The organism is Culturomica massiliensis, assembly GCF_900091655.1.
Lineage (GTDB): Bacteria > Bacteroidota > Bacteroidia > Bacteroidales > Marinifilaceae > Culturomica > Culturomica massiliensis.
Genome location: NZ_LT594621.1, coordinates 3526357 through 3539212, shown reverse-complemented (window position 1 = coordinate 3539212; position 12856 = coordinate 3526357). Strand labels below are relative to the sequence as shown.

Annotated in this window: 24 protein-coding genes; all 24 read right to left on the bottom strand. The window is 42.0% G+C overall.

Going from position 1 to position 12856, the window contains the following annotated elements:
- Positions 1 to 61 precede the first annotated feature (61 nt).
- Positions 62 to 508 (bottom strand): 50S ribosomal protein L15, encoded by a 447-nt coding sequence (rplO, locus tag BN8908_RS15780; RefSeq protein ID WP_021987967.1) that lies wholly within the window; start codon positions 506 to 508, stop codon positions 62 to 64.
- A 27-nt stretch (positions 509 to 535) separates the two neighbouring features.
- Complete coding sequence (gene rpmD, locus BN8908_RS15775; protein WP_068692375.1) at positions 536 to 718, bottom strand: 50S ribosomal protein L30; 183 nt, start codon at positions 716 to 718, stop codon at positions 536 to 538.
- 13 nt (positions 719 to 731) lie between these two features.
- Entirely contained in the window at positions 732 to 1238 is a 507-nt protein-coding gene (gene rpsE / locus BN8908_RS15770) for a 30S ribosomal protein S5 (RefSeq protein ID WP_021987965.1), read from the bottom strand.
- Positions 1239 to 1250: 12 nt separating this feature from the next.
- On the bottom strand, positions 1251 to 1607 hold the full coding sequence (rplR, locus tag BN8908_RS15765) for a 50S ribosomal protein L18 (RefSeq protein WP_021987964.1): 357 nt from the start codon (positions 1605 to 1607) through the stop codon (positions 1251 to 1253).
- Positions 1608 to 1629: 22 nt separating this feature from the next.
- Positions 1630 to 2184, bottom strand: a complete 555-nt coding sequence (gene rplF / locus BN8908_RS15760; protein ID WP_021987963.1) for a 50S ribosomal protein L6 — start codon at positions 2182 to 2184, stop codon at positions 1630 to 1632.
- 18 nt (positions 2185 to 2202) lie between these two features.
- Positions 2203 to 2598 (bottom strand): 30S ribosomal protein S8, encoded by a 396-nt coding sequence (rpsH, locus tag BN8908_RS15755; protein WP_021987962.1) that lies wholly within the window; start codon positions 2596 to 2598, stop codon positions 2203 to 2205.
- 20 nt (positions 2599 to 2618) lie between these two features.
- Entirely contained in the window at positions 2619 to 2888 is a 270-nt protein-coding gene (gene rpsN / locus BN8908_RS15750) for a 30S ribosomal protein S14 (protein WP_021987961.1), read from the bottom strand.
- 11 nt (positions 2889 to 2899) lie between these two features.
- Positions 2900 to 3448 (bottom strand): 50S ribosomal protein L5, encoded by a 549-nt coding sequence (gene rplE / locus BN8908_RS15745; RefSeq protein WP_021987960.1) that lies wholly within the window; start codon positions 3446 to 3448, stop codon positions 2900 to 2902.
- A 155-nt stretch (positions 3449 to 3603) separates the two neighbouring features.
- Positions 3604 to 3927, bottom strand: coding sequence for a 50S ribosomal protein L24 (rplX, locus tag BN8908_RS15740; protein WP_021987959.1), 324 nt, complete (start codon positions 3925 to 3927; stop codon positions 3604 to 3606).
- Positions 3928 to 4020: 93 nt separating this feature from the next.
- The gene (gene rplN, locus BN8908_RS15735) at positions 4021 to 4386 is read right to left on the bottom strand and encodes a 50S ribosomal protein L14 (RefSeq protein WP_021987958.1); all 366 of its coding nucleotides are present in this window, start codon (positions 4384 to 4386) and stop codon (positions 4021 to 4023) included.
- Between the two features lie 2 nt (positions 4387 to 4388).
- Positions 4389 to 4646 carry a 30S ribosomal protein S17 gene (gene rpsQ, locus BN8908_RS15730; protein WP_021987957.1) on the bottom strand — a complete coding sequence of 86 codons (258 nt, stop codon included), beginning with the start codon at positions 4644 to 4646 and terminating at the stop codon, positions 4389 to 4391.
- A gap of 4 nt (positions 4647 to 4650) precedes the next feature.
- Positions 4651 to 4851 carry a 50S ribosomal protein L29 gene (gene rpmC, locus BN8908_RS15725; protein ID WP_021987956.1) on the bottom strand — a complete coding sequence of 67 codons (201 nt, stop codon included), beginning with the start codon at positions 4849 to 4851 and terminating at the stop codon, positions 4651 to 4653.
- 44 nt (positions 4852 to 4895) lie between these two features.
- Positions 4896 to 5315: a 50S ribosomal protein L16 gene (gene rplP, locus BN8908_RS15720; protein ID WP_021987955.1), complete on the bottom strand. Its 420-nt coding sequence runs from the start codon at positions 5313 to 5315 to the stop codon at positions 4896 to 4898.
- A 6-nt stretch (positions 5316 to 5321) separates the two neighbouring features.
- Entirely contained in the window at positions 5322 to 6047 is a 726-nt protein-coding gene (rpsC, locus tag BN8908_RS15715; protein WP_068691573.1) for a 30S ribosomal protein S3, read from the bottom strand.
- 5 nt (positions 6048 to 6052) lie between these two features.
- Positions 6053 to 6469, bottom strand: a complete 417-nt coding sequence (gene rplV / locus BN8908_RS15710) for a 50S ribosomal protein L22 (protein WP_021987953.1) — start codon at positions 6467 to 6469, stop codon at positions 6053 to 6055.
- A 36-nt stretch (positions 6470 to 6505) separates the two neighbouring features.
- Entirely contained in the window at positions 6506 to 6769 is a 264-nt protein-coding gene (gene rpsS / locus BN8908_RS15705; protein WP_021987952.1) for a 30S ribosomal protein S19, read from the bottom strand.
- A 23-nt stretch (positions 6770 to 6792) separates the two neighbouring features.
- On the bottom strand, positions 6793 to 7614 hold the full coding sequence (gene rplB / locus BN8908_RS15700; RefSeq protein WP_021987951.1) for a 50S ribosomal protein L2: 822 nt from the start codon (positions 7612 to 7614) through the stop codon (positions 6793 to 6795).
- 5 nt (positions 7615 to 7619) lie between these two features.
- The gene (gene rplW, locus BN8908_RS15695; RefSeq protein ID WP_021987950.1) at positions 7620 to 7910 is read right to left on the bottom strand and encodes a 50S ribosomal protein L23; all 291 of its coding nucleotides are present in this window, start codon (positions 7908 to 7910) and stop codon (positions 7620 to 7622) included.
- 11 nt (positions 7911 to 7921) lie between these two features.
- Positions 7922 to 8554 (bottom strand): 50S ribosomal protein L4, encoded by a 633-nt coding sequence (gene rplD / locus BN8908_RS15690; protein WP_021987949.1) that lies wholly within the window; start codon positions 8552 to 8554, stop codon positions 7922 to 7924.
- Entirely contained in the window at positions 8554 to 9171 is a 618-nt protein-coding gene (gene rplC / locus BN8908_RS15685; RefSeq protein WP_021987948.1) for a 50S ribosomal protein L3, read from the bottom strand. Before rplC ends, rplD begins: the two co-directional genes overlap by 1 nt.
- Positions 9172 to 9234: 63 nt before the next feature.
- Positions 9235 to 9540, bottom strand: a complete 306-nt coding sequence (rpsJ, locus tag BN8908_RS15680) for a 30S ribosomal protein S10 (RefSeq protein WP_009137840.1) — start codon at positions 9538 to 9540, stop codon at positions 9235 to 9237.
- Between the two features lie 76 nt (positions 9541 to 9616).
- Positions 9617 to 11719: an elongation factor G gene (gene fusA / locus BN8908_RS15675; protein WP_068691571.1), complete on the bottom strand. Its 2103-nt coding sequence runs from the start codon at positions 11717 to 11719 to the stop codon at positions 9617 to 9619.
- 17 nt (positions 11720 to 11736) lie between these two features.
- The gene (gene rpsG, locus BN8908_RS15670) at positions 11737 to 12216 is read right to left on the bottom strand and encodes a 30S ribosomal protein S7 (RefSeq protein WP_021987947.1); all 480 of its coding nucleotides are present in this window, start codon (positions 12214 to 12216) and stop codon (positions 11737 to 11739) included.
- A gap of 115 nt (positions 12217 to 12331) precedes the next feature.
- On the bottom strand, positions 12332 to 12733 hold the full coding sequence (rpsL, locus tag BN8908_RS15665; protein ID WP_021987946.1) for a 30S ribosomal protein S12: 402 nt from the start codon (positions 12731 to 12733) through the stop codon (positions 12332 to 12334).
- Positions 12734 to 12856 lie beyond the last annotated feature (123 nt).

Below are 12856 nucleotides of genomic sequence, written 5' to 3'. Positions count from 1 at the left end.
TTAAAATCCACAACCTTATGAACTTTATGAACCTTATGAACTTTATAAACTCCGTTTTGTATTACAAAACGACTGCTGATCCGCCTGCTGCTTCAATGGCTTCTTTCGCTTTCTGAGAAAAAGCATCTGCTTTTACTTCCAGTTTAGCTTTCAGCACCCCGTCACCCAGGACCTTCAACAAATCATTTTTGGATATCAATCCAGCCTTAACCAGCAGATCCTTATCGATAGCAGTCAGATTATCTCTTTCTGCCAATTCCTGAAGCATGCTGACATTAATGGCTTTGAATTCAATCCTATTTATATTTTTAAAACCGAATTTCGGTACTCTTCTCTGCAAAGGCATCTGACCACCTTCAAAACCGATCTTGGTTTTGTAACCAGATCTTGATTTGGCACCTTTATGCCCTCTTGTAGAAGTACCTCCTTTTCCGGAACCTTGTCCGCGACCGATTCTCTTTTCGTGATGAGTGGATCCGCAGGCCGGTTTTAAGTTACTTAAATCCATTTTATCTTCGTTAAAATAGTTTGACAATTACTTTACTTCCTCCACTTTCACCAGGTGGGCCACTTTAGCGACCATTCCCAATATCTGCGGAGTAGCTTCATGCACAGCACTGCTGCTGATTTTATTCAATCCAAGTGCGGTTAAAGTGCCAACTTGACGTTTATCGCTACCGATTTTACTTTTTACCAATGTAACCTTAATCTTTGCCATAACTCTCATCAAATTAACCATTAAACACTTTATCCATGCTGACATTTCTCTGCCGGGCAACAGCACGCGCATCTCTCATTTCTTTCAATGCAGCAATTGTTGCTTTCACCAGGTTGTGCGGGTTCGATGAACCTTTACTTTTTGCCAGCACATCCCGAACACCGACACTTTCCAGAACGGCACGCATAGCACCTCCGGCCACAAGACCGGTACCGGAAGAAGCCGGTTTCATAAATACTTCGGCTCCGCCAAAACGAGCCACTTGCTCATGAGGAATCGTACCTTTTAAAACAGGCACTTTTATCAGATTTTTCTTAGCAGCTTCAACGCCTTTTGCAATAGCGGTAGTTACTTCATTGGCCTTTCCCAAGCCCCAGCCGACAATACCGTTTTCGTTTCCGACAACAACAATCGCAGCAAAGCTGAAGGTTCTACCTCCCTTAGTAACTTTAGTCACACGGTTAATAGCTACCAATCTGTCTTTCAATTCCAGGTCTGTATTATTTATTTTCTGTTCCATTCCTGCTTACTTTTAAAAATTAAGACCTCCGTTACGGGCAGCATCAGCCAAAGCTTTCACTCTTCCGTGGTATAAATAACCGTTTCTATCGAAAACGACATTTACAATTCCGGCAGTTTTTGCTTTTTCAGCAACAGCAGCACCAACATTGGCAGCTTGTTCCATTTTCGTTCCTTTTTTCTCGGCAATATCCTTACTCAATGAAGACACAGCTAAAATAGTTTTACCTGCGATATCGTCGATCAGCTGAACAGAAATCTGCGCATTTGAACGAAAAACGCTCATACGCGGTCTTTCAGCTGTTCCGGAGACAATCTTACGAATTCTCCTTTTTATTCTTAATCTTCTTTCTTCCTTAGTTAAAGCCATAACTTTTACTTACTTTAGGTGATTAAACTTTAGCTGATTTACCTGCTTTCCGGCGTACTTGTTCACCTACGAAGCGGATACCTTTACCCTTGTAAGGTTCCGGCTTACGGAATGAGCGGATTTTTGCAGCTACCTGACCGATTAATTGTTTATTACAACTTTCCAGTGTAATAATCGGGTTAGCACGTTTCTCTGTTACTGCAGATACTTTTACTTCTTCCGGCAACTGTAAGAAAATGGAGTGAGAATATCCCAGTCCCAATTCCAATACATTACCTTCAGCGTTTGCTCTGTAACCGACACCGACTAATTCCTGTTTAATCGTATAACCTTCAGAAACACCTACTACCATATTGTGAATCAAAGCACGATACAATCCATGCATTGATTTATGTTCCTTATCTTCAGTATGACGTGCTACATGCACATTGTTATCCTCTACTGTTACAGTAAGGTCTGTACTTACCTTCTGAGAAAGTTCTCCTTTCGGGCCCTTTACTGTGACGGTGTTATCCGGGCTTACGGCTACCGTAACCCCTTGTGGTATATGAATGGGTAATTTTCCTATTCGTGACATCTCTTCTTCTCTTTTAAATTAATACACATAACACAATACTTCACCGCCGACATTTTTCTGGCGAGCTTCTTTGTCAGTCATCAATCCCATAGAAGTAGACAAGATGGCTATACCCAAACCGTTCAATACACGAGGCATTTCCTCAACGTTGGTGTAGCGTCTTAAACCCGGTTTAGATACACGTACCAAAGACTTGATCGCTGATACTTTTGTTTCCGGGTTATATTTAAGAGCAATCTTGATATTGCTTTTAGCTCCGTCTTCTTCGAACTTGTAATTTAAAATATATCCTTTTTCTTTCAGGATTTTGGTCATTTCCCGTTTCATCTTGGAACCGGGAACATCTACTACTTTATGACCGGCACTTATCGCATTTCTCAAACGCGTAAGATAATCTGCTATTGGATCTGTCATCTTCGTTTCAATTTTTAATATTACCAACTAGCTTTTTTCACTCCCGGTATCAAACCTGCAGAAGCCATTTCACGGAACTGGATTCTACTGATACCAAATTGTCTCATGTAACCTTTCGGTCTGCCGGTCAACTTGCATCTGTTGTGCAAACGGATAGGATTGGAATTCTTCGGGAGAAGACTCAATCCGGCATAATCACCTTCCGCTTTTAATTTTGCTCGTTTTGCTGCGTACTTTTCTACCAATTTTGCACGCTTCACTTCACGAGCCTTCATTGATTCTTTTGCCATTTTCTCTGGTTTTAGTTCTTTTTAAATGGTAATCCAAATTCTCTCAGAAGAGCAAAACCTTCTTCGTCGGTATTAGCCGAAGTCACAAATGTTATATTCATACCCATGATTTTGTGTACGTTGTCGAGCACAATTTCAGGGAATATGATCTGCTCATCGAGACCTAATGTATAGTTGCCTCTTCCGTCCAGTTTACTGTTGATTCCTTTGAAGTCGCGGATACGCGGCAGAGCTGAAGTAATCAGTCTTTCCAGGAATTCATACATACGTTCTTGACGCAATGTAACCCGAACGCCGATCGGCATGCCTTTACGCAATTTAAAATTAGATACGTCTTTCACTGATTTACAGGTAACCGGTTTCTGTCCGGTAATCGCTGCAATTTCGTTCACCGAAAATTCAAGGATTTTCTTATCCTGGATCGAGGAACCTACGCCCTGATTGATTACTATCTTCTCCAACCGGGGTGCCTGCATAACTGACTTGTATCCGAACTCTTTCATCAAAGTCGGTACAATTTCTTCGTTATACTTTGTTTTTAAACTTGGTACGTATTTCATCTATTTAATCATTGTTTTGCTGTAATCGCACAGCGTTTGCACTTTGCGGCGGCAAAGCTACAAATTTAATTTTTAAGTTGCAAGCTACAGGTTAACAAGTTACAAGTTTCCATCTGCAAACCTGCAACCTGCACCTGTTCATGCCAACATTATTCTTATTTCAAGATTTCTCCTGATTTTTTAGCAAATCTAACCATGTTGCCTTTTTCGTCTTTCTTCCGTCCGATCTTGGTCGGTTTGCCGGTAGAAGGATCTACTACGTTCAGATTTGAAATATGAATCGGAGCTTCTTTCTTAATGATACCTCCCTGCGGATTTTTCGCATTCGGTTTCGTGTGTTTGCTTACCATATTGATGCCTTCGACAATTGCCCGTTCCTCTTCCGGCAGTACTTCGAGTACTTTACCCTGTTTCCCTTTGTCAACACCGGCATTTACGTAAACTAAATCACCTTTCTTTATATGAAACTTTCTGTTCATTACCTATAAAATTTTAGATTTTAGATTTTAGATTTCAGATTGATGAGCATAGAGCAATGTAATCATAAATCATAAATCTAAAACCGTAAATAATTAAAGAACTTCCGGGGCTAACGAAACAATTTTCGTATAACCTTCACGAACTTCACGGGCAACCGGTCCGAAAATACGGGTACCTCTCATTTCTCCGGCATTATTCAACAATACGCAAGCATTGTCATCAAAGCGGATATAAGAGCCGTCCGGACGACGATATTCCTTGGATGTACGCACAACGACTGCCTTACTAACCGTTCCTTTTTTCAAATCACCGCCAGGCAGTGCGCTTTTTACAGACACAACGATCTTATCGCCTACGCGTGCGTATCTTTTCCGGGTTCCTCCCAGAACGCGGATACAAAGCACCTCTTTAGCACCGCTGTTATCTGCTACTGTTAATCTACTTTCCTGTTGTATCATGATTACTTCGCTCTTTCAATGATTTCAACTAATCTCCATCTCTTCATTTTACTCAAGGGACGGGTTTCCATAATTCTCACTTTATCTCCGACGTTACATTCGTTCTTTTCGTCGTGAGCGGTGAACTTCTTGGTCTTGCTTACGAATTTTCCGTAAATCGGGTGTTTTTCTTTAAAATGAACGGCAACCGTGATGGATTTTTCCATCTTATTGCTCACCACGAGACCGATACGTTCTTTTCTAAGATTTCTTTCTTCCATTACTTTACTTCTTTACCGTTAATTCTCTCTTACGTAATTCCGTCATCATGCGAGCAATATCCTTTCTCTTGGCACGAATCTGCATTGTGTTTTCGAGCGGGGTAATCGTATGATTCATGGTCATCTTATTGAGGGCAGCTTTTTCTGCAGCTACTTTTTCTTTAAGATCCTCTGTGGTCATTTCTATAACTTCTGAATTTTTCATCTTTCTGTCAAATTAATTTGGTTTAACAATCAACAGTCGGACGACTATTCGGCATAGTCACGTCTAACCACAAACTTCGTCGTAATAGGTAATTTCTGAGCAGCAAGACGCAAAGCTTCTTTTGCAATTGCATACGGCACACCGTCTGCTTCGAAAAGAATACGTCCCGGAGTAACCGGAGCTACGAAACCTTCGGGAGAACCTTTACCTTTACCCATACGCACTTCAGCGGGCTTTTTGGTAATAGGTTTATCCGGAAATATACGTATCCATATCTGACCCTGACGTTGCATATAACGGGTAACGGCAACACGGGCTGCTTCAATCTGGCGTCCTTCGATCCATTTTTCTTCCAACGCCTTAATTCCAAAAGATCCGAATGCCAGTTGATGCCCTCTCTGAGCATTACCCTTCATTCTTCCTTTCTGACTTCTTCTGTATTTAGTCCTTTTTGGCTGTAACATAACTCACTACTTTTTTCTTTTTTTGAAATTCTTCTTGCCGGCGTTAGCATTGGCAGCGCTACGTGATTCATGTGAACCGAGTACTGAATTCGGTACCAATTCACGTTTTCCGTAAACTTCACCTTTGCAAATCCACACCTTAATACCCAGCAGACCGTAAGTCGTCAGGGCTTCTGCCTGTGCATAGTCAATATCTGCGCGGAAAGTGTGCAACGGAATCCGACCTTCCTTGAAGATTTCTGCACGTGCCATTTCAGCACCGTTCAAACGACCTGATATCAACACTTTGATACCTTCAGCCCCCATTCTCATGGTAGACTGAACAGCCATTTTGATCGCCCGGCGATATGCAACACGTCCTTCCAGCTGACGAGCTATGTTATTACCTACGATAACAGCATCCAATTCCGGACGTTTGATTTCGAAGATATTGATCTGAACTTCTTTATCGGTGATTTTCTTAAGCTCTTCCTTCAATTTATCCACTTCCTGACCACCTTTTCCGATGATAATTCCCGGACGGGCAGTATTGATGGTGATGGTAATCAGCTTAAGGGTCCTCTCGATAACAATTTTCGCGATTCCGGCTTTGGCCAAACGGGCGTTCAGGTATTTTCTGATCTTATAATCTTCTACCAGTTTATCGCCATAGTTTTTGCCGCCGAACCAGTTAGAATCCCATCCACGGATGATTCCTAATCTATTGCTTATTGGATTAACTTTTTGTCCCATGCTAATTATTCTTTTACATTTTCAACTGCAGTCTTGCTACCTAAGACGATAGTCACGTGATTTGATCTTTTGCGGATCCGGTGAGCCCGTCCCTGGGGAGCCGGTCTCAGACGCTTCAAAATACCGGCACCGTCAACGAAAATTTCCTTAACGAATAAAGAAGCATCTTCGATACGTTTACCGTCATTTTTAGCACTCCAGTTAGCAATAGCCGAAAGCAAAAGTTTTTCCACTTTACGGGCAGCTTCACGAGGACAAAATTTCAGTATATCCAAAGCTCTCTGTACGTCTTTTCCACGTACCAGGTCTGCCACCAATCTCATTTTCTGAGGTGACGAAGGACAACCGCGCAGGCTGGCAAAAGCCTTCTCCTTTTTGGCTTCCTTTATCTGATTTGCTCTTAATCTTTTTCTTGCACCCATTTTAATACATCTTCATTGGTTCAACTTTAATCACGCTTATTTCTTGTTAGCGTGACCTCTAAAGGTACGTGTCGGTGCAAATTCTCCCAGCTTATGTCCCACCATATTCTCGGTGATGTATACCGGGATAAATTTATTACCGTTATGTACTGCTACAGTATGGCCTACAAAATCCGGAGAGATCATAGAGTAGCGAGCCCAGGTTTTAACAACCGATTTTTTATTGGACTCATTCATCGCCAACACTTTTTTCTCCAGCTTCACATCTATAAAAGGGCCTTTTTTTAACGAACGACTCATAACATTAAACTATTAATCGGTTATTACTTCCTTCTTTCAACAATATACTTACTTGAAGCTTTCTTCGGAGCTCTTGTTTTATAGCCCTTAGCCAACAAGCCCTTGCGTGATCTCGGGTGACCTCCTGAAGCACGGCCTTCACCACCACCCATCGGGTGATCAACCGGGTTCATTACAACACCACGAACTCTCGGGCGACGGCCTAACCAACGAGAACGACCGGCTTTACCGGAACGTTCCAGTGCATGGTCGGTATTAGATACCGTTCCTACTGTAGCTTTACAAGTTACCAATACCATCCGGATTTCTCCTGAAGGTAATTTGATGGAAGCATATTTGCCATCTCTGGCCACCAATTGAGCATAAGAACCAGCACTACGGGCCATTACAGCTCCTTGTCCCGGTCTCAGTTCAATGTTATGTATGATTGTACCTAATGGAATCTCAGATAAGAAAAGAGCATTTCCAATTTCCGGAGCTACGCCTTGTCCGCTCATTACAGTCTGACCTGCCGTCAGTCCGATAGGAGCGATAATATAACGTTTTTCTCCGTCTGCATACACTAACAAAGCAATACGAGCTGTTCTATTCGGATCGTATTCAATAGAGGCTACTTTAGCCGGAATACTGTCTTTGTTCCGTTTAAAATCAATTACTCTGTATTTTTGCTTATGACCTCCACCTATATATCTCATTGTCATTTTACCGGCATTGTTACGGCCACCGGTTCTTTTGATAGGTCTCAACAATGATTTCTCAGGTCTATCTGTAGTCACCTGTTCAAAAGTATTTACTACTTTATGTCTTTGACCAGGAGTTACAGGATTTAATTTTCTTACAGCCATGTTATTTAAATATTGCTAAAAAAATCAATACTATCACCTTCTGCTAAAGTTACAATTGCTTTCTTGAACGAAGCGGTACGTCCGGTAATTACACCGGCCTTGGTATAACGGGATTTTACCGTTCCCTGGTAACGCTGCGTATTTACAGCCAATACCTTCACTCCGTACATTTCTTCAACTGCTTTCTTTATCTCTATCTTATTCGCATCTTTTGCTACAACAAAGGCCACCTTGTGTTCTTTGTCGGTCAACGCTGACATCTTTTCAGTCAGGACGGGCTTTAAAATAATTTCCATCTCTTCTTTAATTAGTTAAGATTGAACATTTCATTCAGGCCCTTCACAGAACTTTCAACAAGTACAAGATTTCTAGCCTTCATAATGTTGTAAGTTGCCAAATCATTGACTCTCATAATTTCAACATTCTGTAAGTTGCGAGCCGATAACACTATATTTTCGTTTACGTCACTCAAAACTACCAACAAATTGCCCTGATTAACTTTCAAATTATTAATCAATTCTACAAACTGTTTTGTTTTCGGTGCTTCAAAGCTGAAATCTTCAACTACCGTAACCGCATTTGCACTTGCTTTCACAGCCAGAGCCGATTTACGAGCCAGTCTTTTCAGTTTTTTATTCAATTTAAAACTGTAATCTCTGGGAACGGGACCAAATACACGGCCACCGCCTCTGAACAACGGGTTCTTGATACCACCGGCACGTGCACCTCCGGTACCTTTTTGCTTTTTCAGCTTTACAGTACTACCTGACACTTCGTTTCTCTGCTTTGACTTGTGCGTTCCCTGCCGGTTGTTGGCAAGATACTGCTTTACGTCAAGGTAGATTGCGTGTTCGTTAGGCTGAATTCCAAAGATAGCGTCATTTAACTCTATCTTTCTGCCTGTTTCTTTTCCGGCAATGTTTAATACACTTAACTCCATTACTTCTCAATAATTAAGTATGAACCTTTAGTTCCGGGAACAGATCCCTTCACCAACAACAAATTATTTTCAGGAATTACTTTCAAAACCTGCAAGTTAGCAACAGTAATCCTGTCTCCTCCCATTCTTCCGGCCATTCTCATACCTTTAAATACACGAGAAGGGGTAGAACAAGCTCCAATAGAACCCGGAGCTCTCTGGCGGTCATCCTGACCGTGAGTAGCTTCACCGACTCCACCGAATCCGTGACGTTTCACAACGCCCTGAAATCCTTTACCCTTGCTGGTTCCAACTACATCCACAAATGCAGTTCCTTCAAACAAGGTAACATCGATTACATCACCTAACTTGTGCTCGGTCTCAAATCCTGAAAACTCTACGAGTTTCCGTTTCGGAGTTGTGCCTGCCTTTTTAAAGTGTCCACTTAGCGGCTTCGTTGTGTGTTTTTCTTTCTTGTCATCAAAACCCAACTGAAGTGCTGCGTAACCATCGGTCTCATTCGTTTTAACCTGGGTTACAACACATGGACCGCACTCAATCACAGTGCATGGGATACTTTTCCCCTCGGCACTGAATACGGAAGTCATTCCGACTTTTTTTCCAATTAAACCTGGCATTTTCTTTTACTTTTTTTTAATAGGTTTACATTCTTAATAACGACATAAGGTTGTTCGCCGTTATCACACCTTAATCTCTACTTCAACACCACTCGGTAGCTCAAGCTTCATCAGAGCGTCGATAGTTCCAGCCGTTGAGCTGTAGATATCAATCAATCTTTTGAAGGTGCATACCAAAAATTGTTCACGACTCTTCTTGTTTACGAAAGTAGAGCGGTTCACAGTAAAAATTCCTTTGTGGGTCGGAAGCGGAATCGGACCGCTCACTACTGCACCGGTAGCTTTTACCGTTTTAACAATCTTCTCTGCCGACTTGTCTACTAAGTTGTGATCGTAAGATTTCAACTTAATTCTGATTTTTTGGCTCATGTTTTTTGATTATTGTAGATTGTAAATTGTAAATTTTAAATTGATTTCCCAACTTAAAATTTACAATCTAAAATTTTTAAATTAAATCTGCTCTTCCGTTTGCTTTTTCAACAACGTCCTTGGCAATATTCTTCGGAACCTCGGCATAGTGAGAGAATTCCATTGAAGAACTTGCACGTCCGGAAGATAATGTACGCAATACGGTTACATAACCGAACTGCTCAGACAAAGGTACCTTGGCCGTGATTACACGAGCTCCCGTACGAGAGTCCATGCTTTCAACCTGTCCGCGACGACGGTTCAAGTCAGCGATAATATCTCCCATGAAATCTTCCGGAGTAACAACTTCCAATTTCATAATCGGCTCAAGCAACACCGGTTTAGCTTTCTGTGCAGCTTCCTTATAACCGATTTTGGCAGCCATTTCGAAAGACAAAGCATCTGAGTCAACCGGGTGGAAAGAACCGTCAAGCAAAGTTATTTTCAAAGATTCCAATCCGTAACCGGCCAAAACACCGTTCTCCATGGCTTCTTTGAAACCTTTCTCAACAGAAGGAATAAATTCCTTCGGGATATTACCACCTTTCACTTCGTTTACAAAAGTCAGGCCTTCCTTACCTTCTTCTGCAGGTTCCATACGGAAAATAATATCAGCGAATTTACCGCGGCCACCGGTCTGTTTCTTAAATACATGACGATGTTCCACAGTTGCAGTAATAGCTTCTTTGTAAGAAACCTGAGGAGCGCCCTGATTACATTCTACCTTGAATTCACGACGCAGACGGTCGAGGATAATATCCAGGTGAAGTTCACCCATACCACTGATAACAGTCTGGCCGGAATCTTCATCTGTTTTCACACGGAAAGTCGGGTCTTCTTCCGCCAACTTAGCCAAAGCCATACCTAACTTATCAGTATCTTTCTGAGTCAGCGGTTCAACGGCAATACCGATTACCGGTTCCGGGAAAGTCATACTTTCCAGTACGATCGGTTTGTCTTCAGAACATAATGTATCTCCGGTACGGATATCTTTGAAACCTACGCAAGCGCAGATATCTCCGGCTTCCAGAACATCTTTCGGCTGCTGCTTGTTAGAATGCATCTGGAACAAACGGGAAATACGTTCTTTTTTATCGGTACGCGGGTTGTAAACATACGAACCGGCTTCGATTTTACCGGAATAAATACGGGTGTAGCACAAACGTCCTACAAACGGGTCGGTAGCGATCTTAAATGCCAAAGCCGACAGCGGTGCTTCCGGATCAACCGGGAAAAGAATTTCTTCTCCGCTTCTCGGGTCAGTACCTTTGCTGTTCGGAATATCCAATGGATTCGGCAAATAAGCAATAACAGCATCCAACAAATTCTGTACACCTTTATTCTTAAAGGAAGAGCCGCACATCACCGGACAGAAATCCATAGCAATCACAGCCTTACGGATAACAGCTTTCAATTCTTCAGCCGTAATGGAATCCGGATCTTCAAAGAAACGCTCCATCAAAGCTTCATCCTGAACAGCAGCAGCTTCCACTAATTTTTCCCTCCATTCCTGAGCTTCAGCCATCAAATCAGCCGGAATTTCCTTTACAGTTCCTTCCATCGCCCCGTTTTCCCATACATAAGCTTTCATTTCTACCAGGTCAATAACACCCTGATAGTTTTCTTCAGCTCCGATCGGTAATACAAGAGGTACAGGATTAGCACCTAATTTTTCCTTGATTTCACGAACTGCTTTGAAAAAGTCTGCACCAGAACGGTCCATTTTATTCACAAAAGCAATTCTCGGCACACCGTATTTATTTGCCTGACGCCATACGGTTTCAGACTGGGCTTCAACACCACCTACAGCACAAAACAGTGCAACAGCACCGTCCAATACACGCAAAGAACGCTCTACTTCAACCGTGAAGTCAACGTGTCCCGGGGTGTCAATAATATTAATTTTATACTCCTGATCCTGATACTTCCAGAAACAGGTGGTAGCAGCAGAAGTAATGGTAATACCTCTTTCCTGCTCCTGTACCATCCAGTCCATCGTAGCAGTACCATCATGGGTTTCACCGATCTTATGGTTTACTCCGGTAAAATACAGGATACGTTCAGTCGTCGTAGTTTTACCGGCATCGATGTGAGCCATGATACCGATATTTCGCGTATAGTGTAAATCTCTCTTTGCCATTTATCTATCTCTCCTAGTTAAAATCTGAAATGTGCAAAAGCACGGTTGGCTTCAGCCATACGGTGCGTATCTTCTTTCTTTTTGAAGGCAGCACCTTCTTCTTTGTATGCAGCCATAATTTCAGCCGCTAATTTTTCAGCCATGCTATGTCCGCTTCTCTTACGGGAAAACAGAATCATATTTTTTACAGAAATCGCTCTTTTCCGATTCGGATTGATCTCCATCGGTACCTGGAAAGTAGCACCACCTACACGGCGACTCTTTACTTCCACCTGGGGAGTAATGTTCTCCAATGCTTGTTTCCAAATGTCCAAAGCGTTTTTCTCTTCTTTTTTAGCCAATTTTTCATCAACGATGTCTAATGCATCATAAAAAATTTTGAACGCGATAGTTTTCTTTCCGTCAACCATCAGGTCATTCACAAATCTAGTCACCAGTACATCATTGAACTTCGGATCCGGTAACAGGATTCTCTTTTTCGGTTTAGTCTTTCTCATCTCTCTTAGTTTACGAATTGGTTCGATCAGCTGTCCTTTTTTGTCTTCAACGGTTTCACAACCATTTACTCAACTTTCGGGGAACGCTTCATAAACAATTCCTGTTAATCACTTTTTACTTTTTGCCTTTTGCTGCAGCCTGGCCCGGCTTCGGTCTTTTAGTACCGTACTTAGAACGACTTTGTTTCCGTTCTGCAACCCCGGCAGCATCCAATGTTCCGCGAACAAGGTGATAACGTACACCCGGAAGGTCTTTCACACGACCACCACGAATCATTACGATTGAGTGTTCCTGCAAATTGTGACCCTCTCCCGGAATGTAAGCATTCACTTCTTTTCCGTTGGTCAATCTTACACGAGCTACCTTTCTCATTGCTGAGTTCGGTTTTTTCGGAGTCGTTGTGTAAACACGTACACAAACCCCACGTCTTTGCGGACATGCATCCAAAGCCGGAGCCTTGCTCTTGTCCACAATTTTCGTTCTTCCTTTTCTTACTAACTGTTGAATAGTAGGCATTACAATAGTTTTAATTAGTATACTTTTATTCAAATTGGAGTGCAAATGTACGCACCTTTTTCCTAACTACCAAACCTTTATATCTTTTTTTCCAAAAAAAGCATAGATTTTCAAGCGATTATG